The organism is Streptosporangium sp. NPDC000239, from assembly GCF_040300765.1.
Taxonomy (GTDB): Bacteria; Actinomycetota; Actinomycetes; order Streptosporangiales; family Streptosporangiaceae; genus Streptosporangium.
On the sequence record NZ_JBEPEI010000004.1, the window covers coordinates 454,437 to 480,350 of the forward strand.

General features: G+C 69.3%; 24 protein-coding genes. 10 read left to right on the top strand and 14 right to left on the bottom strand.

Annotation, left to right across the window (positions count from 1 at the left end; genetic code table 11):
• Positions 1-33 precede the first annotated feature (33 nt).
• The 6 genes from ABT340_RS14350 (at position 34) to ABT340_RS14375 (ending at position 5,156) form a co-directional block, all read left to right on the top strand.
• Positions 34-2,334: a sensor histidine kinase gene (locus tag ABT340_RS14350; protein ID WP_352011164.1), complete on the top strand. Its 2,301-nt coding sequence runs from the start codon at positions 34-36 to the stop codon at positions 2,332-2,334.
• Positions 2,334-2,741, top strand: a complete 408-nt coding sequence (locus ABT340_RS14355) for a roadblock/LC7 domain-containing protein (RefSeq protein ID WP_352011165.1) — start codon at positions 2,334-2,336, stop codon at positions 2,739-2,741. The genes ABT340_RS14350 and ABT340_RS14355 overlap by 1 nt, the downstream gene beginning before the upstream one ends.
• Before the next feature lie 70 nt (positions 2,742-2,811).
• Entirely contained in the window at positions 2,812-3,162 is a 351-nt protein-coding gene (locus ABT340_RS14360) for a DUF742 domain-containing protein (protein WP_352011166.1), read from the top strand.
• The gene (locus ABT340_RS14365) at positions 3,143-3,718 is read left to right on the top strand and encodes a GTP-binding protein (RefSeq protein ID WP_352011167.1); all 576 of its coding nucleotides are present in this window, start codon (positions 3,143-3,145) and stop codon (positions 3,716-3,718) included. Before ABT340_RS14360 ends, ABT340_RS14365 begins: the two co-directional genes overlap by 20 nt.
• Before the next feature lie 60 nt (positions 3,719-3,778).
• Positions 3,779-4,498 carry a helix-turn-helix transcriptional regulator gene (locus ABT340_RS14370; RefSeq protein ID WP_352011168.1) on the top strand — a complete coding sequence of 240 codons (720 nt, stop codon included), beginning with the start codon at positions 3,779-3,781 and terminating at the stop codon, positions 4,496-4,498.
• A gap of 79 nt (positions 4,499-4,577) precedes the next feature.
• On the top strand, positions 4,578-5,156 hold the full coding sequence (locus tag ABT340_RS14375) for a hypothetical protein (RefSeq protein ID WP_352011169.1): 579 nt from the start codon (positions 4,578-4,580) through the stop codon (positions 5,154-5,156).
• A 53-nt stretch (positions 5,157-5,209) separates the two neighbouring features.
• Here the strand turns inward: ABT340_RS14375 and ABT340_RS14380 are convergent, their stop codons facing one another.
• The 3 genes from ABT340_RS14380 to ABT340_RS14390 form a co-directional block, all read right to left on the bottom strand.
• Positions 5,210-5,800: a DUF1963 domain-containing protein gene (locus ABT340_RS14380; RefSeq protein ID WP_352011170.1), complete on the bottom strand. Its 591-nt coding sequence runs from the start codon at positions 5,798-5,800 to the stop codon at positions 5,210-5,212.
• Positions 5,801-5,854: 54 nt separating this feature from the next.
• The gene (locus ABT340_RS14385; RefSeq protein WP_352011171.1) at positions 5,855-9,724 is read right to left on the bottom strand and encodes an nSTAND1 domain-containing NTPase; all 3,870 of its coding nucleotides are present in this window, start codon (positions 9,722-9,724) and stop codon (positions 5,855-5,857) included.
• 73 nt (positions 9,725-9,797) lie between these two features.
• Entirely contained in the window at positions 9,798-10,214 is a 417-nt protein-coding gene (locus tag ABT340_RS14390) for a hypothetical protein (RefSeq protein WP_352011172.1), read from the bottom strand.
• Positions 10,215-10,628: 414 nt separating this feature from the next.
• On the opposite strand from ABT340_RS14390, the gene ABT340_RS14395 reads away from it, so the two are divergent.
• Positions 10,629-11,630, top strand: a complete 1,002-nt coding sequence (locus tag ABT340_RS14395; RefSeq protein WP_352011173.1) for an RNA polymerase subunit sigma-70 — start codon at positions 10,629-10,631, stop codon at positions 11,628-11,630.
• A gap of 100 nt (positions 11,631-11,730) precedes the next feature.
• Here ABT340_RS14395 and ABT340_RS14400 read toward each other — a convergent pair whose 3' ends face one another.
• The 6 genes from ABT340_RS14400 to ABT340_RS14425 form a co-directional block, all read right to left on the bottom strand.
• Positions 11,731-13,695: an FHA domain-containing protein gene (locus ABT340_RS14400; protein WP_352011174.1), complete on the bottom strand. Its 1,965-nt coding sequence runs from the start codon at positions 13,693-13,695 to the stop codon at positions 11,731-11,733.
• A gap of 185 nt (positions 13,696-13,880) precedes the next feature.
• Positions 13,881-15,908: a WD40 repeat domain-containing serine/threonine protein kinase gene (locus ABT340_RS14405; protein ID WP_352011175.1), complete on the bottom strand. Its 2,028-nt coding sequence runs from the start codon at positions 15,906-15,908 to the stop codon at positions 13,881-13,883.
• A gap of 302 nt (positions 15,909-16,210) precedes the next feature.
• Positions 16,211-16,441 carry a BldC family transcriptional regulator gene (locus ABT340_RS14410; RefSeq protein WP_352011176.1) on the bottom strand — a complete coding sequence of 77 codons (231 nt, stop codon included), beginning with the start codon at positions 16,439-16,441 and terminating at the stop codon, positions 16,211-16,213.
• 274 nt (positions 16,442-16,715) lie between these two features.
• Positions 16,716-16,991, bottom strand: coding sequence for a hypothetical protein (locus tag ABT340_RS14415; protein ID WP_352011177.1), 276 nt, complete (start codon positions 16,989-16,991; stop codon positions 16,716-16,718).
• Between the two features lie 68 nt (positions 16,992-17,059).
• Positions 17,060-17,398: a hypothetical protein gene (locus tag ABT340_RS14420; protein WP_352011178.1), complete on the bottom strand. Its 339-nt coding sequence runs from the start codon at positions 17,396-17,398 to the stop codon at positions 17,060-17,062.
• Entirely contained in the window at positions 17,395-17,841 is a 447-nt protein-coding gene (locus ABT340_RS14425; protein WP_352011179.1) for a hypothetical protein, read from the bottom strand. Before ABT340_RS14425 ends, ABT340_RS14420 begins: the two co-directional genes overlap by 4 nt.
• Before the next feature lie 240 nt (positions 17,842-18,081).
• On the opposite strand from ABT340_RS14425, the gene ABT340_RS14430 reads away from it, so the two are divergent.
• Positions 18,082-19,506, top strand: coding sequence for an NsdA family TPR-like regulatory protein (locus ABT340_RS14430; RefSeq protein ID WP_352011180.1), 1,425 nt, complete (start codon positions 18,082-18,084; stop codon positions 19,504-19,506).
• Here ABT340_RS14430 and ABT340_RS14435 read toward each other — a convergent pair.
• Together ABT340_RS14435 and ABT340_RS14440 are read right to left on the bottom strand one after the other, a co-directional pair.
• Entirely contained in the window at positions 19,475-20,509 is a 1,035-nt protein-coding gene (locus ABT340_RS14435; protein WP_352011181.1) for an NAD-dependent epimerase/dehydratase family protein, read from the bottom strand. The genes ABT340_RS14430 and ABT340_RS14435 overlap by 32 nt on opposite strands.
• Positions 20,510-21,235: 726 nt before the next feature.
• Positions 21,236-21,853, bottom strand: a complete 618-nt coding sequence (locus ABT340_RS14440; RefSeq protein ID WP_352011182.1) for a DUF6461 domain-containing protein — start codon at positions 21,851-21,853, stop codon at positions 21,236-21,238.
• Between the two features lie 147 nt (positions 21,854-22,000).
• Here ABT340_RS14440 and ABT340_RS14445 point away from each other — a divergent pair, with 147 nt between their 5' ends.
• A complete protein-coding gene (locus ABT340_RS14445; RefSeq protein WP_352011183.1) occupies positions 22,001-22,501 on the top strand; it encodes a DUF6010 family protein in 501 nt (166 codons plus the stop codon).
• A gap of 59 nt (positions 22,502-22,560) precedes the next feature.
• Positions 22,561-22,707, top strand: coding sequence for a hypothetical protein (locus ABT340_RS14450; RefSeq protein WP_352011184.1), 147 nt, complete (start codon positions 22,561-22,563; stop codon positions 22,705-22,707).
• A gap of 126 nt (positions 22,708-22,833) precedes the next feature.
• Here the strand turns inward: ABT340_RS14450 and ABT340_RS14455 are convergent, their stop codons facing one another.
• The 3 genes from ABT340_RS14455 to ABT340_RS14465 form a co-directional block, all read right to left on the bottom strand.
• Positions 22,834-23,211, bottom strand: a complete 378-nt coding sequence (locus ABT340_RS14455; RefSeq protein ID WP_352011185.1) for a DUF742 domain-containing protein — start codon at positions 23,209-23,211, stop codon at positions 22,834-22,836.
• On the bottom strand, positions 23,208-23,597 hold the full coding sequence (locus ABT340_RS14460) for a roadblock/LC7 domain-containing protein (protein WP_184725372.1): 390 nt from the start codon (positions 23,595-23,597) through the stop codon (positions 23,208-23,210). The genes ABT340_RS14455 and ABT340_RS14460 overlap by 4 nt, the downstream gene beginning before the upstream one ends.
• A gap of 66 nt (positions 23,598-23,663) precedes the next feature.
• Entirely contained in the window at positions 23,664-25,877 is a 2,214-nt protein-coding gene (locus tag ABT340_RS14465; RefSeq protein WP_352011186.1) for a sensor histidine kinase, read from the bottom strand.
• Positions 25,878-25,914 lie beyond the last annotated feature (37 nt).

Sequence of the window (25,914 nt, forward strand, 5' to 3'; positions counted from 1 at the left end):
TCTGGAAACCGGTCAATTCGGTTCAAGATCTTCTTGCTGCTGCTCCTGCCCCTGTTGTCACTGAGTGCCCTGTGGGGTTTCGCCCTTAATCTGACGGTTGGCGATGGCGCCGCGCTGTTACGGTCGAACAACCTCTACCAAACGGTCGGCCTCACCTCCACCGAGCTTGGGCTCCAGCTTCAGGCGGAACGGACGCAGTCCTCGGTCGCGATCAGCTCCCGCGTCCTCACCAGCGGGATCGCCGACCAGCGCGCCCGCACCGACCGGGCGGCCGAGAAGTTCCGCGCCGCCGCCGCGTCCACCGGTTCCGGCAGCCCGGAACTCCGCACCGCGCTGAACGGGGTGCTCAGCCAGATCGGCAGGCTGGCGACCATCCGCGCCGGCATCGACAGCGGCCGTGACGCGCGCCTGGACGTCCTGACGAACTACAACCGGGTCCTCGACTCGGTCTTCCTCCTGTACGACCAGCTCGTCGCGGTCCCCGACCTGGGCATCTACCGGCAGGCCGCGGCCATGCAGTCCATGGGCAACGCCCGCGAGATGATCGCCAGGGAGAACGCGCTGATCAGCGGCGCGCTGATCGACTACCGCCTCACCCCGAGAGAGCGCGAGGCCTTCGGCGAGTACGTCGCCACCCGGCGCTACCTGCACGCGCGGGGCCTGTCCGCGCTGGACGCCGAGCTGGGCAGGCCGTACCGGGAGACCTTCGACTCGACGGCCTTCGAGCGGTTCACCGCCCTGGAGAGGGCCATCGCGGGGACCCAGGGGGACCGGCTGCCCATCGAGGCGCAGCGCTGGAAGCAGACCACCAACAGCGTGGCCAACTGGCTCGACCAGCTCGGCGTCTCCTCCTCCAACACCCTGTCCCAGCGGTCCAGGTCCATCGCCACCGGGATCATCGTCAGGATCGTGGTCGCCGGCGGCCTGGGACTCGTCGCGGTGATCGCCTCGATCATCCTGTCCGTCCGCTTCGGCCGCAGGCTCGCCGGTGAGCTCGCCACCCTCCGTTCGACCGCCCTCGACCTGGCCGACGTACGGCTCCCGAGCGTCGTCGAACGGCTGCGGCGCGGCGAGGAGGTGGACGTCCCCGCCGAGATCCCACCGATCAAGGTGGGCGACTCCACCGAGGTCGGCGACGTCGCCCACGCCTTCGACTCGGTACGGCGCACCGCCGTCGAGGCGGCCGTCGGCCAGGCCAACCTGCGCCGCGGCGTCGGCCAGGTCTTCCTGAACCTCGCCCGGCGCAAGCAGAACCTGCTGCAGCGCCAGCTCACCCTGCTCGACGGCATGCAGCGCAGGGCGACCGACCCCGACAGCCTTGAGGACCTCTTCCGGCTCGACCACCTGACCACCCGCATGCGGCGGCACGCGGAAGGCCTGATCATCCTGTCCGGGGCGGCCCCGGGACGCGCCTGGCGCAACCCCGTGGCGGCCGTGGACATCGTCAGGGCGGCCATCGCCGAGGTCGAGGACTACACCAGGGTCAACGTCGCGCCGATGCCCGCCGCCGCGCTCGACGGCGCCGCGGTCGCCGACATCACCCACCTGATCGCCGAGCTGATCGAGAACGCCACGATCTACTCCCCCGAGCAGACCATGGTGACCGTGCGCGGAGACCTGGTCGCCAACGGCTTCGTCATCGAGGTCGAGGACCGCGGCCTGGGCCTGAGCGCCGAGGAGTACGCGGTCCTCAACGAACGGCTGGCCACCCCGCCGGAGTTCGACCTGGCCGACAGCGAGCGTCTCGGCCTGTTCGTGGTCGGGCGGCTCGCCGCCAGACACGACATCCGCGTCATCCTGCGCGGCTCCCCCTTCGGCGGGACCACCGCCATCGTGCTCATCCCGCGCACCGTGCTGGCCGAACTGCCCGCGCAGCTCGCCCTCACCGCGGAGCGGGTGGAGGAACGGCCCGCCGAACCTCCCGCGCGTCCCTCCGGCGGCCTGTTCGAGTCGTCCATTCCGGGCGCCCTGCCCCGCAGGAGCAGGACGACGGGTGCCCCGCCCGTTCCCGAACCCTCCCTGTCCGTGGTCGCGGACGGCCCCGTCGCGGGCGGCCCGGCCCCGGGAGGCCCCAACGGCGCGGGCGGCGGGGAACCCGCGCAGGGGGCGCCACGGCCACGGGCCCTGCCCCGCCGGGTACGGCAGGCCAACCTGGCCCCGCAGCTCCGCCAGGAGCCTCCAGAGGGCCCCGAGCCCGGCCCCGCCGAGGCACCGGAGCGCTCACCGGACGAGGCGCGGGCGTTGTTCTCCGCCTTCCAGGCGGGCGCGCGACGCGGCCGGGAGGAAGAGAAACCCGATCTCGCACACCACAGGACAGGCGACAAGGAGGACTAATGACTGGAAAAGCGTCCAGTACTGGCGAGCTCAACTGGCTCCTCGACGACCTGACCAACCGGGTGGGCGCGGTACGTCAGGCGGTGATCCTGTCGACCGACGGGCTCGCCGTCGGCTTCTCCAAGGGGCTCAACCGGGAGGAGGCCGAACACCTGTCCGCCATCGCCTCCGGGTTCCAGAGCCTGGCGCGCGGAGCGGGCCGTCACTTCAACGGTGGTGAGGTGCGCCAGACCATCGTGGAGATGGAGTCGGCGTTCCTGTTCGTCACGGCCGCCGGGCAGGGCACCTGCCTGGCCGTGCTGAGCGCCGCGGACGCCGACGTCGGCCACATCGCCTACGAGATGGCGATGCTGGTCAAGCGGGTCGGCCAGCACATCTCCGCCCGGCCGAGACAGGGCCTCACATGACCGGGCTTCCGTCGTCCTGGTTCTCGTCCCCCGGGTTCTCCCACCCCGGGGCCGAGGGCGGAGCGGGCGGATGACCCGGTGGATGGACGAGGAGGCGGGACCGGTCGTCCGGCCGTTCGCGCTGATCGGAGGCCGTACCAGATCGTCCGGTGACACGCTGGACCTGGTCGCGATGGTCAAGGCGACCGGTTCGGCCCCGTCCGGCGGGTTCGTCCCGGGACCCGAGCACGAACGCATTCTCTCCCTGGTCACCGTCGAGGCCACCTCGGTCGCCGACATCGCCTCCGACCTGGACCTGCCGCTCGGCGTCGTCCGGGTGCTCCTCGGTGACCTCAAGGACCACAAGCTCATTTCGATCGGGCGCGCGTCGGCGAGCGAGCGCATTCTCAAGGAAGTGATCAATGGACTTCGGGCCCTCTGACGAACCTGTAGCGCTCAAGATCCTCATCGCGGGCGGATTCGGTGTCGGCAAGACCACGCTCGTCGGCTCGATCAGTGAGATCCGCCCACTGCGCACGGAGGAGGTGCTCTCCGACCGCGGTATCGGCATCGACGACGTCGAAGGCGTGGAGAACAAGACCACGACCACCGTGGCCATGGACTTCGGACGCATCACGATCCGGGAGGGGCTGGTCGTCTACCTGTTCGGCACCCCGGGTCAGGAACGGTTCTGGTTCATGTGGGACGAGCTGTCCTACGGCGCGCTCGGCGCCGTCGTGCTCGCCGACACCCGCAGGCTGACCGACTGCTTCCCGTCGATCGACTATTTCGAGCAGCGTGGCACGCCGTTCATCGTGGCGGTCAACTGCTTCGACGGGGCCGAGCAGTACGAGGCGGAGGAGGTGCGCGTCGCCCTCGACCTGGACCCGGACGTCCCGGTCCTGCTCTGCGACGTACGGCGCCGCAGCTCGGCCAAGACCGTCCTGGTGACCCTCGTGGAGCACTCCCTGCGGGTTCTCACCGCCAGCCAGCCCTGACCCCGCCGTCCGTTTTGGTGAGAGTCGTCGGGTCTGGTGGGTCATGGGAAACTTCTCCTGATGGAAGCGTCTCTTGACCAACTGGCCCGGCGGCTCGAAGAGGTCGTCGGCGAGCTGCGCGGTGTCCCCGTGGACGTCGCGCGGCTGGAGGACGGGGAGCGGGTCAGGCAGGAGATCACCCGGCTGGTCGCCACCTCGCGCGAACTACGCGCCATGCAGCCGCTGGGCTCTCCTGAGCAGGGGCGCGAGGAGCAGCGCAGCCGCCGCCAGGTGCTGGACGCCCTGGCACGCGGGATGCGGATGCGGACGGTCGTCCACGCGAGCGTGCTGGACGACGAACGCAAGCTCGCCCGGCTCAGGGAACTGCACGCCGCAGGTGACCTGCACCGGGTCGTGGACGAGCCGATCCAGCAGCTGCTCGTCTTCGACCGGGAGGCGGCCTTCGTCAGGATCACCCCCGTGCTCCGCTCGCCGGGCGCGCTGCTGATCCGGCAGCAGAGCCTGATCAGCGTCCTGATCGACCTGTTCGAACAGACCTGGGACAGGGCCAGGGAGGTCACCGAGCCGACGGCGCGGCTGAGCCCTCGGGAGCGGGAGGTGCTGGCGCTGATCGCGGAGGGACGCTCCAACGCGGCCGTGGCGCGGGCCCTGTCGATCAGTGAGGCGGCGGTCGGCAAACACGTGGCCGGTGTGTTCGCCAAACTCGACCTGCCCTCGGGCGACGACGTCAACCGGCGGGTGCTGGCGGTGCTGGCCTACCAGCGCGGGGCCGCCAGGTAGGGGCGGCACTACGTCAGGGTAGGTCTGGCACCCGTGTCCGGCCGGCGTCCGGCGGGCTTGGATGAAACGCATGCAACGTATGAGCGGATTACTGGTCGGCGCCGTCTTCGGTGCGGTCTTCGTCTTCGTCAACGCGCGGAGTCCGCTGGGCGACGTCGTGGTCACGGTCCTGCGGGTGCTCGCGGGCCTGGCCGTCGCGGCCGTGCTGGCGCTGTGGTTCACCGATGTGCGACGACCTGCCGCCGCCGTCTCGGGAGGGACCGCCGTCTCGGGAGGGACCGCCGCCTCCGGAGGGACCGCCGCCTCCGGAGGGACCGTGAGGACGATGTTCGGGCGCGGTTACCTGATCGTGGTGGCCGTCGAGGTGCTCGCGCTGTTCGGCGGCCTCCGGCTGCTGGCCGCCCTGGGCGCGCCCGCGGAGGTCAACGTGGCGTGGGTGGCGATCATCGTGGGCGTCCACTTCGTCGCCCTGGCCCCGGTGTGGAAGGACGGGACCATCGCGGTGCCGGGCGTGGCCCTGACCCTGCTCGGGATCGCCGGATTCCTCATGGCCTGGGCGGGTTCCCTGCCCTGGGTGCCGATCGTCAGCGGGGTGGCCTCCGGTGCCGTACTGCTGGCCGGATCCCTCACCGCCGGACTACGGCTCGCCAGGCCCTGAACCCCTTGGTCGTACGGCCCGCTCTTGTCGGCCACGCCGTACGGACCGGGGTTTCAGCCCTGCAGGACCACGGACGCCGCGTCGCAGGGAGGGCAGGCGAAGACGAACGCCTCGCCGCCGCCGAAGTTCATCAGCCAGTTCCTGCTGTAGCCCTCCCTCATCTGCGCGACGAAGCCCATGGGGGTGCCGCAGGTGGAACACGTGGGCGTCATGTCCGTCTCCCACCACTCCGCCTCGCCACCCAGCCAGCCGACCACCTTGAACTCCGCGACCTCGTCCGCCGTCTCCGGCTCGACCTCGCAGATGCCGATCTCGAAGCACTGCGGGAGAACGAACGCCTCCCCGGGGGACGGCAGGGGCACCGTGGCGTCCTCGGCGAACAGGTAGGCGCGGTTGCCGCCCGCCTCGGGGTTCCAGGCCTCGCACTGGCCGGGATCGTTGTCGCACATGAAGAACGACAGGAGTGCCCCGGGCCGCAGGGCCTCGGCGTGGTCGCCGAGGTCGTCCGTGATGAGCTGCAGCAGGAACCGCAACGGCCCATCGCACACGGCGCAGCGCGGCCAGTCGAAGCCCTCCGGCGCCAACGGCAGCCCACCGATACGGCTCACCCGCGCCGCGACCTCGACATCCTTCACAAACGCCATAGATCCACTCACGGCTCGGCAGCCTATACCGGCCAGATACCGGATATGTCGGGATCAGGGGCAGGGCGGGTCGTAGGGGATGCCCTCCCCCACGAAACGGCGCCACTTCTCGGGGTCGAGGGCGCCCCTGGTATAGGCGCAGATCCGCCGGGCGGCCTGTTCCTCGTCCAGCGTCCACAGCCAGACGGCCCCGTCGTCACTGCCGCCCGCCAGCAACCCGCCGGTCCGGTCGAAGGCGACGGGAAGGAACGCGGTGGTGTGTCTGAGCAGCGGCTGCCCGAGAGGTTTCCCTCCTGCGGGGTCGGTCATGTCCCACAGCCGAAGCACACCGTCGAAGCCGGAACTCGCCATGGTGCGCCCGTCGGGACTGAACAGCGCCGAATAGGCGACACCCGTGTGGCCCGTCAACGGTCGTTCCTTGAGCGTGGCCCGCGCGGGGTCGGTGATGTCCCACCGGTACACCTTCCCGTCGGCGCTTGAGGCGGCCAGGGTGTGCCCGTCGGGACTGACGGTCACCGAGTAGAAGTTGGAGGACTCCGAACTCCTGCTCGTGGCGTCGGCCCGCAGTTCCAGCGGACGGCCCACCGGCCTGAGACGGGCGGGATCGGAGACGTCCCACAGCGTGATGGTGTTGTTCAGGTTGATACTCGCCAGGAGCCTTCCGCCCTGGCCGAACGCGATCGAGCTGAAACGCGCCTCGTCGTCCCCGGCGGCCTTCTTCCCCGGCGACTCGGCGAGGAGCTTGCGGGCGGCGACGTCCCACAGGCGCACCGCTCCGTCGCCCGACGCGGCGGCGAGCACGTCTCCCGTGGGGTCGAAGGCCACCGCGTAGATGATCGCGACCTTCTTCCCAGCTCTCAGCGGCGTTCCCACGGGAGTGGCCCGCGCGGGGTCCGTCACGTCCCACAGCCGGATGTCCCCGTCGGCGCCCGAGCTCACCAGCGTGTGCCCGTCGGGGCCGAAGGCCAGGGAGGCGACGGAGTTCCTGTGCCCCAGGAGCGGACGGCCGACGCGCCTGGCCCGCAGCGGGTCGGAGACGTCCCACAGGATGATCGATCTGTCGACTCCGGCACTCGCCAGCAGCCGCCCGCCTGGGCCGAACGCCACGGAGGTGACGGTCTCCGTGTGCCCGGGGAGGTAGGCGCTGGGCGCGTTCCACAGCCGCACCGACCCGTCCGAGGCACCGCTGGCCAGGGTCCGCCCGTCAGGGCTGAACGCGGCCGAGGTGACGAACCCCGTGTGGCCGACGAGGAAGTGACCCAGCGGCGTCATGACGGAGGGGTTGGAGACGTTCCACAGCCGGACGGTCCAGTCGGTGTACGTCGCGGCCAGGGTCCGCCCGTCAGGACTGAATGCGACCGACGTGCCGATGAAGGTACGGCTCCGCGAGGGAATGTTGAGCAGTGTGCCGTCGGTGGGGTCGGAGACGTCCCACAGCAGCACCCCCGCGTCACCGGCGCCTCCGATCGTGGCCAGCGTCCTGCCGTTCGGACTGAACGCCATCGCCTTGACCTCACCTCTGTGGATCTCCAGGAGATCGCTGAGCGGTTTGGGACGGTTGACGTCTGAGATGTCGAACAGGTGCACCTTCGCGTCGCCCGTGCCGACGGCCAGGGTCTTCCCGTCCACGCTGACGGCGGTCGAGGAGACCGATCCGCCGTCGTCGAAGACGGAGTCGGCCATGCCCCGTCCCTCCAGCAGCGGGGAGGGAACGGTCAGGTCCCACTTCTGGACGACTCCGTCCGCCCCCGAGGTGATCATGGTGTTCCCGCCGGATGTGAACCTGATGGCCGTCACCTGGAATATGTGCCCGAGCAGCGGCTCCCCCGTCGGCTTGATGTGCGCGCGGTCGGAGAGGTCCCACAGCTGCACCCTCCCGCCGGAGTCACCGGCCGCCAGAAGATGTCCGTCAGGGCTGAAAGCCACCACGGACACGCCGCTTATGGAGCCGCTCAGGGGACGGCCGAGCGGCTTCGGCAGGGCGGGGGCGGAGACGTCCCACAGCCGGACCGTGCCGCTGCCGTCGCCGCTGGCCATGATCCGCCCGTCGGGGCTGAAGACCACCGACTCGACGTAACCGACGTGTCCCGTCAGGCTTGTGGAAAGGGCGTCGCCCTGGGTGCCGAGAAGTCGTGTCCGGGTCTCCTCCCCGGGGTTCATCCGATGGGCGACCAGGGTGAGCTGGGCGGACAGGGAGATGTCGGTCTCCCTGAGCCGGTCGGCCTCGGCGACGACACGCTGGTAGACGGCCAGGTCCCGCTGGGTGATCGCCTCCCTGCCCCGTTGGAGGGCGTAGACGGCCGCGACGGAGGCGACCAGGGCGAGCACCGTCAGGGCGGCGACGGCGCCGGTCCTCAGCCGGGCCGTACGGCGTCGCTGGCGGGCCGAGGCGGCGAGGAAGTCGCGTGCGACGGGAGTGAGTTCGTCCTCGGGCCTGGTCTCGGCCCACACACGTACGGCGTCAAGCCGGGTTCCCCGGTACAGCCGGGAGGAGTCGCCCCTCTCACGGCTCCACGCGGCCGCGGTGTCCTCCAGGTCCTGGTGGATGAGCCGCCCCGCCCGGTCGTCGTTGAGCCAGCCGCGCAGCCGGGGCCAGTGGCTCAGCAGGGCCTCATGAGTGATCTGTACGGCTTCGCGGTCCAGGGTGAGCAGCCGTTCCCCGGCGAAGGCGTTCACCACCGCCGCGGTCGTCCCCGGGTCCGCGTGCATGCCGACCAGATCGGTGTGGGCGACGCGCCTGCGGGTGTCCTCGGCTCCGTCCCCGAGCTTGACCAGACGGAGGAACAGCAGCCTGGCCAGCCGTTGGGCGGTGTCGTCCAGACCGGTGAAGACCTGCTCCGCGGTGGCCGCGAGCGCGCCCTCGATCCGGCCGGTGGCCTTGTACCCCTCGACGGTCAGCGTGGCGCCGTTGCGCTGCTGCCAGGTCAGACGCAGCGCGTGGGCCAGCAGCGGGAGCCGTCCCGCCTCGTACCCGCTCGTCCGCCTGTCACCCGCGGTCGCCCTCAGGTCGCCCAGGAGAAGCTCGGCCAGCCCCGGTTCGAGATCCACCCCCAGGTCCTGGGCGGGGTAGACGATCGCCTCCCTGAGGTTCGCCTCCGGCATCGGCCCGACCACCAGCGGACGGTCCTCCAGGGCGGGCTGCAGCAGGGGATGCGCGGCGCAGGCGGAGTGGAAGTCGTCGCGGACCCCGATCACCACGAGCCCGGCCTGTGTGGCGGCCAGCCGTACGAGCAGTTCGACGAACGCCTCGCGCTCCCGCTCGTCGTCGCACTCGGTGAACAGTTCCTCGAACTGGTCCACCACCACGACGATCCGCGCGGCGGCCGGGTCGCCGGCCCGCTCGCGCAGCCACCTCTCCAGCGCCGAGACGTACCGCTCCGGCCCGCCTGCGATCTGTTCGGCGATGCGGTCCCGGTCGACACCAGTGAGGCGTTCCAGCCTGCCGGCCATCTCCCTGACCGGTGTGGCGGCGGGGGTGAGCGTCACCTGCGGCCACCGGTTGGCGTACGGCAGGGCCGCCTGGTCGAGCGCGGGTAGCAGACCGGCGTGCAGCAGCGAGGACTTCCCCGCGCCCGAGGGGGCGATGACCACCTGAAGACCGCCCGTGCGCAGCCGCCGGTCGAGACGGCCGACCAGCGCACCGGTCAGGTCCTTTCTGCCGAAGAACCACCTTCGCTGCTCACGGCCGAAGGCGGACAGCCCTGGATAGGGGCACTCCTCGATCACCGCCCCCGGCCGGGTCCGCTGTTCGGCGCTCAGTTTCTCGCCGTAGTGAAAGTGCTGGTCCCTGTTGGCCAGGTACACGTGGCCCTGGTCGGAGACGGACACCTCAAGGCGGACGTTGTCTCCGGTGGGCGTTTCCCGTGCCGGTGGGACCGGTTCGGGTTCCGGCTCCCGGCGGTCATTCTGAAAAGAGTCAGCCATTGACTTTCCGGCCTGGTCATACGACGTTGTGGAGCCGGACGAGGGCGGCGTCACGGCCGCCGGGGAATTCCGTTCAGCGTTCGTTGATGTGCTGGTCCCGGCCCGCCTGATAAAGGCGTCCCTGGTCTCGGACGACCGCCTTCATGACGATCGAACCGATCCGGGTCTGCTCCGTGACCGACAACAGCGGGGTCAGTTCCTCGTCGAGGAGGCGTCTCAGTTCGGCGGCCGACTCGGGGGCCTCTCTCAGCAGGTGCGCCAGCCGTACCTGCCAGACACCGGCCAGTGCCCGCTCGGTCTCGACGTCCCCCGCCTGTCGCGCCGTCAGCAGTTCGGCGTGGGCCTCGACCAGCTCACCCTCGACGACCTCGGCCTGTTCGGGGCGGAAGCGCCGCCACAGCGCGACCACCCCGGCGCGGGCGTCCTGCCAGGCGTCGGTGGCCATGGCCGTCACCAACGCCGTCCCCGCGGCCAGCACAAGCGGATCCATGTGTCGCTCCTATTGCGCCTTATTATCACTTGCCACGATAAATCAGATCCTTCCACCGAACCACCCCACAAAAAAGGGATAGCACGATGTCCCGACTTGAGCGCTTTGTGGAGCATTCGCCGCATATCTAGATCACCAAATAACCCACTTCCAGGCCAGATTGCCCCCTTCTGGAATTTCCCTCCTTCAGCGAACAATCATCCCATTCCACCCCGTACGGCACCACGCTTTCGGACACCGAATGGACATCGTTCATTCATCCTCTGTTCCCCTCGGACGTCCCGGCGCGTACGGCCGCGAGTTCCAGTCTTCATGGCCGCCCACGCCCTCCTCGCCGTGCTCCGCGGTGATGAGTTGTCGCGCCAGAACCCGTCATACCTACGACGGGACACGACGAGGCGGAAGGATGACGTGATGAGTGTGGGAACGCTGCTGGAGGAGCTGGGCGTGAGCGGTCTGGGCGAGGTCGACGAGCCCGCGTTCTCGGGACTGGCGGAGCGGCACCGGCGGGAGCTGCATGTGCACTGCTACCGGATGCTCGGGTCGTTCGAGGACGCCGAGGACACCGTGCAGGAGACGTTCCTGCGTGCCTGGCGGCGGCGGGAGACCTTCGAGGGACGGTCGACGTTCCGGGCCTGGCTGTACCGGATCGCCACCAACGCCTGCCTGGACCTGCTCGCCAGGTGCCGCCCGGAGCCCGCGACCGGTGGCGAGGCGTTGTGGCTTCAGCCCTACCCGGACCGGCTGCTCGACGAGTTGCCCGCGGGCGACGCGGACGAGCCGGAGACCGCCGCCGTCGCACGGGAGACGATCGAACTGGCGTACCTGGTCGCGATCCAGCACCTCGCGCCGCGCCCTCGGGCCGCGCTGATCCTTCGGGACGTGCTCGGCTGGCCGGCGAAGGACGTCGCGGCACTCCTCGGGGACTCCGTCAACTCCGTGAACAGCGCACTACAGCGGGCCCGCGCCGGAATGCGGGAGCACCTGCCCGCCGAGCGGCAGGACTGGACCGGTGGTGAGGAGGAGGACGCCGGGACGCGCGAGCTGGTGCGCCGGTACACCGACGCCAGCGTGGCCACGGACATCGACGGGCTCGCCGCACTGCTGCGGGACGACGTCCGCTACTCGATGCCGCCCACGCCGGGCCTGTACGTCGGCCGCGAAACGGTGGTGAACGGCTGGGCCGAGAGCGGCTTCGAGGGCATGGGGCGCCTACGTGCCGTCCCCACCTCCGTGAACCGGCAGCCCGCCGTCGCCTTCTACCTCTGGCGGGAGCGGGAGGGCGCGTACCTGCCGCTGACGATCGACGTCCTGCGCGTCACCGGCGGGGCGATCACCGAGATCTTCACGTTCCACGGCGACCGGTTCCCACGACTCGGGCTGCCGGAGCGCCTTCCTGCGGACGGTACGGAGTAGCGCCCGGACCGGTTGACGATCTCGCAGGTAAGGGCACCGACGCGACCTCCGCCCTCGTCCCTCATGCGTGGGGCCACCCCCCGCGCGCGGGGGGTGTCTCTCACTCCGCCTCGTTGTGGACCGGTTGGGGGCCCGTGGTTCCCGAGAGGTCGTGCGGTGCCGTCGTGGTGGGCCTCACGAACAGGGTCGCGTCGGCGGGGGACGGCTCCGCCGGGACCGGGGTGTCGAAGATGTCGATGTCCACCTCCTCACCCCCGACCGTCAGTGTGTCCCAGGCGCCGCTGACCACCAGGGACCGTACGGTCTCGCTCCGCAGCTCGCTCAGCCGCTCCAGCAGGGCCGCGTCGTCGGGCATGCCGGGGATTCTCGGGGCCAGGCGGGACCGGATCTGGCGCAGCCGGTCCATCAGGACGTCGATGTCGGCGTTCCTGTCCACCCCGGCGGCGCCCTCTTCGAGGCCCTGGGCGATCTTGTCCTTGATGGCCCGGGTGACCCCCTGCTCGTCGGCGGCCACCATCGCGTTCCAGGCGCGGCTCTTGTGCCGGTACTGCAGCATCGACATCGCGGCCTCGTGGCGGACGAAGTCGGCGTCGCGGAACGGCCTGCCCCGCCAGTTGCGGTTGAGCGAGCGCGCCAGCGAGATGGCCGAGGCCAGTCCGCTGTTGAGCCCGCGTCCCGGCCAGAAGTGGATCGCGTTGGCCGCGTCCCCCAGGAGGAAGCCGTACGTGCCCGGGGTGGTCGAGGTCGGGAAGAACAGCCGGGAGGTGAAGCGGGGCCGCTGCACCATGTCCAGCCGGAAGCCGGTGACGGCGCTCACGTTGTCCTCGGTGATGCCGAAGAGGGTCAGCCCCTCCTGCACCCGCCTCCACAGCGCCGAGCCCCTGATCAGGGCGGGCAGGAACAGCGTCTGGTGCGTCGAGCAGTGGAAGTCGCCGCTCTCCGTCCGCTCCATCAGGCAGGGGTTGGAGGCGATGCACTCCTCGAACACCTGCCGGATGGGGTCTATGCCGATGACCTCCTTGGCCTCGGCGTCGGTGAGGCGAACGTTCAGGAACCCCTCGCCGCGCAGCGAGTTGAGCAGGAAGCGGTTCTGGGCCACGGTCAGCAGGACGATCATGGGGTCGGGCAGGTCGGACTTCACGCGGATGCCGAGCACCACGTCCTGGACGTGGTGACCGTCCAGCGAGTAGATCGACTTGTCGGCCTGCCCGAACCTGTCACCGAAGTGTTCGCGGGTCCGGGAACGCCCGCCTTCGCAGATGGCCAGCACGTGGTCCTGCGCGATGCCGTCGCGGTGTGCGACCGGGTCGAGGTTCTCGGGGATCAGCCGGATGCGGTCGGCCTTCTCGTTCACCATGTCGAGGAGAACGTCCTCGACGTGGGCGATCCGGATGTTGCGCGGGCTGTAGCCGCGGATCGAGTCGGGGCCCGCCGGCCACATCTCGCTGTAGGAGCCGGTGGTGAACAGCCGTTCCTGGACGTCCTCGGGCAGGTTGAGATACTGACGGCTCTGTACGGTCACCACCTGCTGGCGCCGGTTGTTGCCCTGGGCCGCGTTCCGCCACACGATCCGCGCCCCGTCCCGGGTCCAGCGGCCGTCGTACATCGTGATGGACACCCGGTGTCCCATGAGGTGTTCGAGCAGCAGGGCGAGGCTCAGCCCGACGGGCCCGCCGCCGGAGATCGTGACGTGCAGGACCTGTCCCATCCCGACGCCGGGCACGGCCCTGACGACCGTCGGGAGCATGGAGGCGTCGACGACGGTCTCCAGGTCGTCGAACGTCTCGAAACGGAACGTCTCGCCCCCGATGGAGATCGTGTCGCCGGGCTGGAGCACGTGGGAGGTGATCTTCCTGCCGTTGACCAGCGTCCCGTTGCGGCTTCCACGGTCCTGCAGCACGTAGTCGTCACCCTGGGCGCGCACCTCGGCGTGGAAGCGCGAGGCCCGCTCGCTGGTGATCACCACGTTGTTGTCGCCCCGGCGGCCGAAGGTCACCGGCTCGTCGCCGATCAGGAACCGCTGTCCGGTGAGAGGACCTTCGTGCCCGACGATCGCATACGGCATGGGGCCGTACTCCCCTCCGTCAAAAATCTCCAGCAGAAACCGGTTTGATCGTTTATCGTGTCACGCTTCGCCACACAGGAAAAGCCACAAAAACCCGACACATCCCACCTACGGCGCCTCCTGCGAACTTTGTTCCGGACTATCGAGAATTCCATTTTCGGACATCGAAAAAGTGGCGCGGAATTTCAGGACGCGGGTCCCAGGTCCCACACCCGCACGGCCGTGTCCCTGCTGCCGCTGACCGCGACGGCCCGTCCTCCGATCCGCGTGACCGCCACGCCGTAGACGGTGCTGGTGTGCCCGGTGAACGGCCCGCCGACGGGCCTGCGCGTGGTCAGGTCCCACAGGCGGACGCTCCTGTCCCAGCTCCCGGTGACGGCGACGGTGCGGCCGCCCACCTGCCCGACCGCCACCGACGTGACGTTGCCCGTGTGACCGACCATCGGCTGCCCCACGGGCTGGTGCGTGGCCAGGTCCCACACCCTGACCGTGTCATCCTCGCTGCTGCTCACCACCACGGGACGGCCGTCGAGCCGGGTGACCGCCACGCCGTACACGTCACCGGTGTGTCCCGTTATCGGCTCCCCGACGGGACGGCGCGTGGTCAGGTCCCACACCCGGATCGTGTCGTCCACCCCACCGGTCACCGCGACCGGGCGTCCGTTCAGCTGCCCGACGGCGACCGCCCAGATGTCCTCGGTGTGCCCCTTCATCGGCTCGCCGACGGGTTGGCGGGTGGTCAGGTCCCACACCCTGACCGTGTCGTCGCCGCTGCCCGTGACGGCCACGGGACGTCCGTCCACCTGGGTGACCGCCACCGCGTAGACGTCCTCGGTGTGCCCCCTCATCGGGTCGCCGACCGGCTGACGCGTCACCAGGTCCCAGACCCTGACCGTGTCGTCCGCGCTGCCGGTCACCGCCACGGGACGTCCGTCCACCTGCCCGATCGCGACCGCGCTGACGTCCTCGGTGTGCCCGCGCAGCGGATCACCGACCGGCGTGCGCGTCGTCAGGTCCCACACCTGGGCCGTATCGTCCGCGCTGCCGGTCACCGCCACCGGACGCCCGTCCACCTGCGCGGCGGCGACCGCCCAGATGTCGTCGCTCTGGGTGCCGACCACGCCCGGCACCACCGCCGCCGCCGTCGCCGGAGCCGCGCTCGTCACCGGCTCCCTTGAGAAGGGCCAGAAGACCACCCCGAGCACGACGACCACGACACCGGCCGCCGCGGTGATCCACCCGGCACGGCCACGCGGAAAGGAGCGCCGTACCGGCCGGTCCCCGGTGGAGATCATGTCCCGCTCGGCCGCCGGATTCGGCGTCACCGCGCCGGAGACCGCCGATCCGTCCGGGGCGGGGGCGGGGCTCTCGGTGACGGTCTCCATCTCGTACGGCTCCGCCGGAATACGGCCGGTCAGCATCGCCAGCACCTCGCCGATCCCGGGGCGGTCCCTGGGGTCCTTGGCCAGGCAGGCGGCCAGCAGCGCGCGCAGCGGCTCGGGCACCCCGTCCAGGTCGGGTTCGCTGTTGAGGATGGTGCCCATGATCGCCGCAGCGTGCTCACCGGCGAAGGCCCGGCGGCCGGTCGCCGCGTAGACCATGGTCGCCGCCCAGGCGAACAGGTCGGAGGCCGCACTGGCGGGCTGGTTGGCCAGTTGCTCCGGGGCCAGGTAGGCGGGGGTGCCGACCAGCGCGGAGACCGTGGTCGCGTCGGTGCCCTCCAGGATGCGGGCGATGCCGAAGTCGATGACGACCGGCCCCTCGGGACCCATGATCACATTGGTGGGCTTGAAGTCGCGGTGCACGATCCCGGCCCGGTGGATGGCGTCGAGGGCGGTCGCGGTGGCGATCGCCAGCCGTTCCAGGCCGCTTCCCGTGCGGGGGCCGTCGGTGGCGACCAGCTCCTGGAGGGAGGGGCCGGGCACGTACTCGCTGACCAGGTAGGGCCGTCCCTCGCTGAACCCGGCCTCAAGGACCGTGGCGGTGCAGAAGGCCGCCACCTGCCGCGCCAGCGCGACCTCGCGCTCGAAGCGCCGCATCTCGGTGGTGTTCTCGACCACGCGCGCGTGCAGGACCTTCACCGCCACCTGCTGCCCGGAGGGGCCCCTGCCCAGGTAGACGGTGCCCTGGCCGCCGCTGCCCAGCACTCCGAGCAGGTTGTGGACGCCGATGCGCCGGGGGTCGGTCGCCTTCAACGGTCCTGCGTCGGGCACCGCTACCGTCCTTTCCCGCCGGATGCCCAACGGGCGCCCGACGGAGCCATCCGGCCGCGCAGCCGGGAACCTCACAACGCGTCGATCATGATCTGCGAAAGACACACTTGACCGACAAATCCGACGCGCATGACGACTTTCCTCGGGGCAACAATACGAGCCGGATCACATCCTCGGTACACCACGGCCACACCGGCACACGATGTATGGACCTCGCGTCATGAGATTTATAGCTTTTTATCCTCCTAAATGTGATTTATCACCAAACCGAATTGAGAGGGTGATTTCGTGGAGACAGCCGGTCAGGAGCCCTGGGAACCGTCCAGCAGAGCCCTGATGTCGTTCTCCCGGTAGCGTCGCTGCCTGCTGGGGGTCCGCACCGAGGGGATGCGGCCGGTCAGTGCCCACCGGTTGACGGTCTTGGGGTCCACGCCGAAGATCCGGGCGACCTCGCCGGGCGTGAGAAGCCGTTCGGTCGTTCCGGCCTCGGTGATGAAGGTGCCATCGGGGGCGACGGCCTTGAGTGGGGACATGGAGGGCTCCATGGGGGTCAGTAGCGGCTGCGGTGGGGGCGGGTGCCCGGCCCCGAGCCGGGGAGCATGCGGCCGGGCACCCTGGAGGAGGACCGGCCTTCCTTATAGGAAGACCGGTGTGCCAGACGGCTCCCTCTTCCCCAGCACACTCGGCGTGTGTGGGAGCCGTCCTGCGAGGGTGTGCGGCCCAGGTCCCTCCCACCTGAGCCGCACGTTCACGAGGTACGGCGGAGCGGCGGGTGGGATGACGTCCCACCGCCCGCCGTACCGGCTTCTAGGAACGCAACAGTCTGCGCAACGCCGTAGACCGACCCGGCGCGACGGCGTGAACGGCCCGGGAGATCCGGGCGGCCCGGGTCTGCAGAGCACGGGCGACGGCGACGGCCTGAATGCTCGGCGGCACCACCGGGGACACCTGAGCGGCCAGCTTGCGATCCAGCTCTTCAGCGGACCCGGCCCGTACCAACAGCACGTCCCCGGCGTACGACCTGCCGGGCAGAACACCTCGGTAGGCGCTCCACAGGCCGGAATGCGAACTGTGGAAGACCAACCAATCAGGATGAGCCCGCTGCAGACTGTCACAGCTGGGATCCGCGCCTCCCGGCACCGACCACGGCATCACGCCGCCCTCCTCGCCGACCGCAACCGTCGCCTCCCGGCCGGTCGCCGCCCCTCAGCGGTCGGCATCCGCAGGATCAGAAGCGTCTCGGCCTCACGCATCCGCCGCTCCAACCCCTCGGCGGTGGTGTCGCTGACGATCACCGGCTGCGGAGCAGGCCACGAACACAACCCGTAGAACCGGCGCGTCCCCAGGCTGTAGAGCACCGTCCATCCGGCCCACGCCTGGTTGAGGCTCTCGGCCTCCGCACGGGCCGGGCCGTCCCACACCCGCCGATACACCAGGCTGTACGGCCGCCCGTCACGATGCCGCCCACCCGGCCGAGACGACCCGATCACGAGGACGCCCCCTCAGCCGACGCGGCACCCTTCAACCCAGGGGCCGGGAGACGAGCCAGATGCTCGACGATCTGACGGGCCGCCTCCTCCACCTGCGCTACCGGGACCTGGTGGGCCCGCTCGTTCCGGTGCTTCCAGAAGAAGTCCCGCTCCCGAAGATCGGTCCAGATCGCGAACTCCATCGAGGGCACCTCCAGCAACGGAGCCCCGTCGTCACACCGGAACACCACCTCCACCCGCGACCGGGTGAGCAACCCCTGAAGCCGACGCAACTGCGGCGCCTTGGGGTCGTAGAAACCCTCACTGACCTTCCGACGCAGAGCGTCGGCCATGGGCGTACCGATGGGAAACACGATTCGGCTCCTCCACGGGATGAAGTGAACGGCCTCGGGGTCGCTTCCGGCCCGGTCCGTTGCGCGATCTTCGGCGTCGATGCCGGTCACCAGGGGGTACCTCTGGTGGTCGGCGGTGGGACGTGGCCGATCATCGCCAGTAACGACTTGTAATGAACATGTCGCGAAGGGTGACTTCTGTTGATGTTTGATGTCCGGAACGGACGTCACCACGGACACCGCCATGACATGTCAGTGCCCAAGGGTGACATCTGCTGCGAAGTCCCTCCGCACCACGAGACAGCGTTTTACGCTGCCAGCGACCGCACCCGCACGAGGAGGAACAACCCCGTGCACCATGCCGAAGAAACGCTCCTGAAGCAGCTCGTGCGCGCGCGTGGCCTGTTACTTCCGCGCGCGTTCCTCACCGCCTACAGCCGATGCGCCGCCGGCCTTGGTCTACGCGGCCTGACCCTCGACGAACGCCAATACCGGCGCTGGCTGGCAGGCAACGTCAAAGGGCTACCGCTGCCGGATGCCTGCCGCGTCCTGGAGGAAATGTTCGACCGGTCGGCGCAGGAACTGTTCACGATGGTTCCCACCCTGGTGGCAGACCCCGCATCACCGGGCGAGGTAATCGACCTCTCACCCACCCGCAGCGTCGTATGGACGACGCCCGACCTTCCCGCCTCTGGTGCAGGCTCAAAGCCTGCTCCTTCTCTGCGTGAGTTGATGATGGCTGCTGCCGAAGATTCCCGACATTCCGCCCGAGCAGCGGACGCCGCGATCGGGCCCTCAACCCTTGAAACACTGCAAGACGATGTGGTCCGTGCAGCACGCACGTTCCACACCCGACCGCCGATCGTGACGTTTCCCGAAATCAAAGACCTACGCGACCAGGTAGAGAAGAAGCTTGGACAGACCCGGCAACCTGGGCAGATCACCGAACTGACCTACCTGAACGGGCTGCTGTGCCTGCTGCTGGCCGAAACCTGCATGGACTTGGGCGAGCATGGATTTGCTCGTGATCACGCGCGTGCCGCGTGGGCACACGCCAACAGCATCGGCAACACCGGTCTGGCCGTATGGGCACGCGGTGTGCAGGCGACGGCGGCCTATTGGGGCGATTCTCCCCAAGAGGCGATCACCGCAGTCAAACGCGGCCGGGAGCACAAACCCACCGGCCTGGCAGCCGCGCGACTGCACAGCATCACCGCCCGCGCGTGGTCACACCTAGGCAATCCCGACGAAACGCTCCGGGCCGTCCGCGACGCGCAGGAGGCACGGACAACCGACTCAGACGCCCATGACGACCTGGCTGTCATCGGCGGTCTGTTCGACTGGGGACCAGCGCGAGAGGAGCGTTGCGCCTCAACCGCGTTCTTGGAACTGCTGCAACGCCGCCACGACAGCCTGGAGCCAGCGACGCTACGCCGCTTTGTGAATCTGGTGCTGGAGCACGCCGAACGAGCGCTGAACCTGGAGCTCGCCACTCCAGCCGACAAACGCTCTCCGATCCTGAAAGCGACCATCCTGCTGGACATGGCCGCCGCTCGGGTACTGCTCGGCGATGTGAACGGGGCCCACGAAACGGTCCAGCCCATGCTGGGCCTGTCTCCGGATCTGCGCACCTTCTCCGTACGCTACCGGCTGCGCTCCCTACGGGCACCGCTCAACCAACTCCGCACGCGGGCGGCTCAGGAACTGGTCGAGACGGTCACCGCGTTCGGTGAGGCTTCGACCGCTAAGCACCTGCCGCCTGTTCCTGGTTCTTGACCACTGTCCGGTTGTCCCAGGCGGTGAGGATCGCCGTTTCCCGTTCCACGGAGATGCCCAGCTCCGCAGAGCGAGCGGAAGAGACCGTGACCCCGGTCTGGAGCCACCGCCAGGTATCGGTCACGGTCTCCTCGATCGAACGGCACGTCAGACCGGCGGCATGCGCACGGGAGGCGTCCACCTGCCAGGTGCCGTCGTAGTCGCGCCAGATCGGCAGCTCCGTCCACTCGCGTACGTCGTGCTTGCGGAGGAACGAGTCGTCCACCCACACCAGTTCGGCGCTGCTGCCGGTCACCTTCCGGCACGCGGCGAGGAACTCCCCGAACGTTGTGTGCCCGATCGGCGCGGCCACGTTGTACGGGCCAGGCAGATGCCGTTCAGCGCACTCCAACGCGAAGGCGGCGACGTCTCGTACGTCAATCGGCTGGATCTTCCACGTGGCCGTGCCCGGGGCCAGCACCCGGCCCCCGACACGGATACGCGACAGCCACCATGGCAGACGGCCCACATACTCGTGCGGGCCGAGAATCACACCCGGTCGCAAGATCGTGGCGTGCTCACCGAAAGCAGCAATGACGGCCTGCTCGCAACCGGCCTTCTCCCGCCCGTAGGAGTCAAGCCCGCTCTCCCCCTCCGGGCCTTCGGGAGCGTACTCCCGCAGCGGCGAGGCGTCCGTCAGCGGAGTGGTGGGCCAGCCCTTGTAGACGTTCACGGTGGAGACGAACACGTACCAGCCGACGACATCGGCCAGAGCGCGGGTGGTGTCCTCCACCATGGCCGGGGTCATGCCGCTGGGGTCGATCACCGCGTCCCACGGACCCGCGTCAGCGAGCGCCATCAGGTCCTGAGGGTTGGTCCGGTCTCCGCGAATCATGGTGGCGCCGGGCACGTCATCACCGGAACGGCCACGGTTGAACGTGGTCACCTCATGACCACGCCGCAGGGCCTGCTCCACGAGCACACGCCCCAGGAACTTCGTTCCGCCGAGGATAAGGAGCCGCATGGTCTCGATCCTGGCCCAGGAAACCCGATTCACACAGGTGCTTCCCGGGAGCAATACGCAACTGTCGAGGAAACAAGGAAAGCCCTCCAGAGGACATCGCTCGCGGCCTTCCCCACAGCCCGCGACGCCTCGTCTCCTCGACCGTTAACCCGGCTGCCCAGACGTACCGCGAAAAGGTGATCTTTCTTCGTGTCACATGGCACAGTGGGGTCATCAGGTACACCCCCGCGAGGCGCGGATCACACTATGGCCGCCATCGGTACGAGGAGGAGACTATTCTCGAACCAAGTCGGATCTCAAAAATGATCAACGCTCTGACCTGCACCGCTGCACTACCGCCGGACTGCTGCAGAAATCGCGCACCCCACTTCCACAGCGTCCGGCCCGACCTGGGACTTTACCCTCGGGTCGCTCATCGCCCGGAAGGGTTCGCCACACCTGGCGGTTCCAGCGGCGTTCACGGTGGTGGAGTCGCTCATCACCCTGAAGGGTTCGCAACGCGGCGACCGGCCCGCGTTCTTGCAGTACTCCGGTGTCACTCATCACCCTGAAGGGTCCACAACTCCCCACCTTGTGGACGGTCACCAGCCGGGGTCGAAGAAGGGGGTGGTGGGTTCTCTCCAAGCCAGGGTGTACAGGAGGAAGGCGTTCAGGGCCATCGCCAGGATGGTCACCAGTACGGCGGGGCCGACGTCCGGTGAGTCGGGGAACCCTCCAGGGGGGCCGTCAATCAGGGTCGTCGGCCGGCACGACATACGTGGTGTGTGTGGCCTCCAGCCATTCTCTGTCGATGCGGTGGCCGACCATTCGGCCGATCGCGGTCAGGGCGGATGTGAGGCTTTCACCGGGCTCGACGGCGGGTTCTCCTGGAATGTCGTCGTCGATGTTGAAACGGAGACCGTAGAGGTACGGGTCGAGGGCGTTCGGATCGGTGCCGGACCGTTCGCCGGTGTCGAAGATGTCAATGACCGTGATCAGCTTCCCATCTTCGGCGTATTCCAAGGTGCTCTCACCATGAAGATCCCAGCGGATGGCCAGAGCGCGCCTGCCACATCGTGACAGCGCGAGCAGCGCTTCATCCTCCGTGGAACGGTGGTCACCGATGACCAGAATCCAGTCACCGACCTGCCCTGCCAGCAGACCTGCCGCCTCTTCGCCTCCTCCGTCGGAACCCGTCCCCCACCCGAGAAAACCGTCCCGCGTCCCGGAGGCCGGATCGCCGTTCAAAATGACGACCGCTTCCTCGACAGGGATGGACTCCACCCAGACGGCGTGGAACTGCTGCATCGAAACGTCACTGGGATCGTACGAGCGGAGCAATTGATACAGGTCGTCTGCCGTCACGGATTCAGCCTCCTCCGCGAATCATTCTGCCCGGCCTTTCAGGGCCGTACGGCCCGCGTACGGCGCACCCGGCCAAACGCGTGAGGCCTTCCCGGAACTCCGGCCCGGTCGCCGACGACTCCTGAGGTAAAGACAGGAGGGCCGAGCATGGGCGGACGGGTGTGGGTGACGGCCGGGTGGGCGTTCTACGTCGTGGTGGTCATGGTGGCGATGTCGTACGCCATCGGGGCCGTGGCGCGGGCCGGGTTGCTCGTGGTGGCGGCGGCGCCGTTGGGGGTGGTGCTCGTCCTGGCGCTGTGCCGGTTGCCCGGCAGGACGGAACTGGCGGCCTGGAGCGCCGTCACCGTGGGGATTCTCGCGCCGACCTACCTGGCCGGCGGCGGGGTGGAGTACGCGGCGTCCGGGGTGGTGGCGGCGCTGGCCCTGCTGGGGGTGTTCCGGTCGCCGTGGTTCCTGGTGGCCGCCTGGGTGCTGCACCCGGTGTGGGACGTCGTGGTGCCCCGTCATCTTGAGCCGCCGCTGACCGACCTTCCGACGGCCTGCGTGCTGTACGACCTGCTGGTCGCCGGTTACCTGGCCTACCGCGCCCACCGTGGCGGTTTCGCGAAGGGCGTCAGGTCACCCGAGGAGGCGGGAACCCGGGGCTGAGGCCGTCGCGTTCTCCAAGAGTCGTCTCTTCGAGGAAGCGGACTGTGACCGGAGGAAGCTTGGCACTCAGGGCACGTTATCTCCTGAACGCGGCCCTCGCCGTGGTCGTCCTGGTGCTGACCATCTGTATCGACGGGATAGGGCTGACCGCCCTGTTCGGCGTGATCGCCGTACTGTTCTTCCTGGTCTGCGCGTTCAGGGCGTAGCCCGAAAAGACCTGAGAAGCCGGGAGGAGCTTTCCCCGTGCCCTCCGACGGTGCACGGGGCCTCCGAAGTCGTCCTGGATCGTACGGCCGGCCACCCCACCCCCGCCGGGCCGTACGGGAAGGACGTTACAAGGCCCGCAGGCCGCTGATCACCTCTCGCAGCAGCCCCTCCGCGGGAGAGGTGTTGGCGGGAAGCGGGGAGCGCACGAGGATCAACCCCTGGTCGAGCAGGTCGCCGAGGAGGACCTTGATCACGCCGATCGGCAGGCCCGACTCAGAGGCGACCTCGACGATGGGCCTGGTGCGCTTCATCAGGCCGAGCAACCGCCGGTGCTCCGAGCCCAGGTGTGAGCCCGCGGAGATCACCGAACCGTTGGCGACCACCATGGACAGCAGGTCGAACGCGGACGAGGACGTCGAGGTCGCGGTCCGGCCGCCGGTCAGCGCGTAGGGACGGACGACGGGCCCGGCCTCCTCGTCGACCCACTCGACGTCGTCGCTCATTGGCCCGCCACCCGGGGTGCGGTGGCCAGATGCTGGCCGACACGGGTCACGAGGCGGGCCATCTCGTAGGCGATGAGGCCCACGTCCGCGGCGCCACTGGTCATGACGGCGAGACAGCTGCCCTGGCCCGCCGAGGTGACGAAGAGGAACGCCGAGTCCATCTCCACCATGGTCTGCCGTACGGCGCCGCCGCCGAACTGCATGCTTGTCCCCTTGGCGAGGCTCTGGAAGCCGGAGGCGACGGCCGACAGGTGGTCGGCGTCCTCCTTGCTCAGACCTCGGGAGGAGGCCATCATCAACCCGTCGTTCGACAGGATCAGCGCGTGGGAGACGTCCGCCACACTCGTGACGAAGTCATCCAGAAGCCAATAAAGCTCACCCGGCACGTGCTCAAACCCCTTCCCCTGTGACGATCACACTCGGTGCGATCCTCGGTTCACTACCCCAGCTCATCATTCGGCACCGCCGTCCTCGCTCTCGGCGCGTCCGCGCCGCCATCCCGACTGGAAGGAGTTCAGCAGCGCCCGAGCCTCCTCGGGCGAGCGCTCGGTGGCGCCTGAGGTCTGGTCGTTCTCCTGGCGCTGGTCGTCCTGGCGCAGGCCCGGTGAGAGGTTCGCCTGGCGGACCCTGCGGGGCAGCCCGGTGCCGCGCCGTACCGACGACTTCCACAGGTCCGCGGGGACCGGCAGCACCGGTTCGGTGAACCGGGGCTCCGCGGACACCGGGGGCAGCGCGGCGACCGGCGGCATGTGCTCGGCCCTGAGCGGCACGACCGGCTCGACGGGCTCCGGGTCTCCCAGGAGGTGCTCGGGAAGCAGGATGACCACCCCGGTCCCGCCGTACGGCGAGGGCCGCAGCGTCACGTTGACCCCGTAGCGGGCGGCGAGCAGGCCGACGACCGCGAACCCGAGGCGGTCGGTCTCCGACGGGTCGAACTCGGGCGGGCTGGCCAGGCGCTCGTTGATGGAGGCCCGCTTCTCGGCGGTCATGCCCAGGCCCCGGTCCTCGATCTCGATCGCGAACCCGCGGCCGACCAGCTCACCGCGGATCGACACCTCCCCTCCGGGAGGGGAGAAGACGGTGGCGTTCTCGATGATCTCGGCGAACAGGTGCATCATGTCCGCGACCGCGCTGCCGATCAGGGTGGTGCCCGACATGGGGTAGACCCGCACCCGGGCGTAGTCCTCGACCTGGGCGGCGGCGCCGCGCAGCACGTCCTCCATCAGGACGGAGGAGCGCCACTTACGGCCGGAGGCCCCGCCGGACAGGATGACCAGGCCCTCGGCGTGGCGACGCATGCGGGTGGTCAGGTGGTCGAGCAGGAAGAGGTTCTCCAGGGCGGCGGGGTCCTCGGCCTGCTTCTGCATCCCGTCGAGCAGTTTGAGCTGACGCTGCAGCAGGGACTGGCTGCGCCTGGCGAGGTTGCGGAAGGACTGGGCGACGCCCTCGCGCAGCTTGGCCTGGTCGACGGCCGACTGCATGGCGCGCTGCTGGACGCTGTCGAAGGCGGCGGCCACGTCGTGGACCTCCGCCGTGCTGCCCAGCGGTTCGAGCGGCGGCGCCTCGACACCGACGTCCACCGGCTCGCCCCTGCGGAGCTTCTCCATGACGCGGGGCAGGCGCACCTCGGCCACCTCCATGGCGGCCCTGCGCACCCCGGCGAGCTCACGGGTGAGCCCGCTGCCGACCCGGTAGGAGACCAGCAGCGAGGCGACGACGGCGACGAGGCCGAGCGCGCCCGCGATTCCCGCCCTGGTGAACGTCGTCGCGGCGGACGGGGCCGCCCGGTCGGCCAGGGAGAGGGTGACGGCGGTCAGCGCCCGCTCGTAGACGGCCTCCAGGTCGTCACCCGCCGAGCGCCACTCGGTGGCGGGGATGAGCTCCCCCTCCTGGATGGTCTCCTCGAAGCCGGTGTACCTGGTGTAGATCGTCGAGGTCATCATCCCGGCGAACGGCAGGCGCAGCCTCGGCTCCAGGTCGGGCAGGGCCTGTTCGAGAAGGAAGACCCGGTTGGTGGCGAGCTGGTTGAACAGCTGCAGCTCACTCGGCGACATCGGGCGGCCCAGGCCCAGCACCCCGGCGGCCAGCGCCCGCTCGCGGCTCATCAGGTCCTTGGCGTAGCTGACCATGCCGAGGCTTCGTGACTGCTGGAAGAGCGGCAGGTCGTTGTTGAGGCTCATGATGCTCGACAGCCGGTTCAGCGCGTCGGGCACCAGGGAGAAGTCCCTGGAGAGGCCGACGAGGCCGATCCTGCCGCCGTCCACCTTGACGCGGGTCCCGTCGAGGGCGTTGATCCGGGTCATCACCTCGTTGAACCGGATGCGCATGTCGGGGGTCATCGCGGACTTGGCCGACTCGGTGTTCGTCCGCTCGCGGAAGCGCTGGCGTGCCTGGTTGGTGATGTTCCGCTGTACGGCCAGGGCCGACCTGGCCGAGTCCGTGCGGGAGGCGAGGTACTCGGCCGAGAGCAGGTGTTCGTGCTGCAGGGCGTTGTTCAGCTCGTCACCGGGTTTGCCGACCGTGTCGTACAGGGTGGAGACCGTGAGCAGGCTCATCGAGTCGCCGACCGTCACGGTGGCCGCGAATCCCCACAGGGCGAGCAGCGAGATGATCGGGATCGCCAGGAGTGCCGAGATCTTGAACCTGATGGGTCTGCTCGATGCCATGTCACCTCATCGGTTCGGTCCCGGAGCGCCGAAGTGG

Excerpts from the sequence above, each read along its gene's own strand:
- ABT340_RS14355 (WP_352011165.1), top strand. The coding sequence starts at position 2,334 with ATGACTGGAAAAGCGTCCAGTACTGGCGAGCTCAACTGGCTCCTCGAC.
- ABT340_RS14360 (WP_352011166.1), top strand. The coding sequence starts at position 2,812 with ATGACCCGGTGGATGGACGAGGAGGCGGGACCGGTCGTCCGGCCGTTC.
- ABT340_RS14365 (WP_352011167.1), top strand. The coding sequence starts at position 3,143 with ATGGACTTCGGGCCCTCTGACGAACCTGTAGCGCTCAAGATCCTCATC.
- ABT340_RS14370 (WP_352011168.1), top strand. The coding sequence starts at position 3,779 with ATGGAAGCGTCTCTTGACCAACTGGCCCGGCGGCTCGAAGAGGTCGTC.
- ABT340_RS14375 (WP_352011169.1), top strand. The coding sequence starts at position 4,578 with ATGAGCGGATTACTGGTCGGCGCCGTCTTCGGTGCGGTCTTCGTCTTC.
- ABT340_RS14380 (WP_352011170.1), bottom strand. The coding sequence starts at position 5,800 with ATGGCGTTTGTGAAGGATGTCGAGGTCGCGGCGCGGGTGAGCCGTATC.
- ABT340_RS14385 (WP_352011171.1), bottom strand. The coding sequence starts at position 9,724 with ATGGCTGACTCTTTTCAGAATGACCGCCGGGAGCCGGAACCCGAACCG.
- ABT340_RS14390 (WP_352011172.1), bottom strand. The coding sequence starts at position 10,214 with ATGGATCCGCTTGTGCTGGCCGCGGGGACGGCGTTGGTGACGGCCATG.
- ABT340_RS14395 (WP_352011173.1), top strand. The coding sequence starts at position 10,629 with ATGAGTGTGGGAACGCTGCTGGAGGAGCTGGGCGTGAGCGGTCTGGGC.
- ABT340_RS14400 (WP_352011174.1), bottom strand. The coding sequence starts at position 13,695 with ATGCCGTATGCGATCGTCGGGCACGAAGGTCCTCTCACCGGACAGCGG.
- ABT340_RS14410 (WP_352011176.1), bottom strand. The coding sequence starts at position 16,441 with ATGTCCCCACTCAAGGCCGTCGCCCCCGATGGCACCTTCATCACCGAG.
- ABT340_RS14435 (WP_352011181.1), bottom strand. The coding sequence starts at position 20,509 with ATGCGGCTCCTTATCCTCGGCGGAACGAAGTTCCTGGGGCGTGTGCTC.
- ABT340_RS14445 (WP_352011183.1), top strand. The coding sequence starts at position 22,001 with ATGGGCGGACGGGTGTGGGTGACGGCCGGGTGGGCGTTCTACGTCGTG.
- ABT340_RS14455 (WP_352011185.1), bottom strand. The coding sequence starts at position 23,211 with ATGAGCGACGACGTCGAGTGGGTCGACGAGGAGGCCGGGCCCGTCGTC.
- ABT340_RS14465 (WP_352011186.1), bottom strand. The coding sequence starts at position 25,877 with ATGGCATCGAGCAGACCCATCAGGTTCAAGATCTCGGCACTCCTGGCG.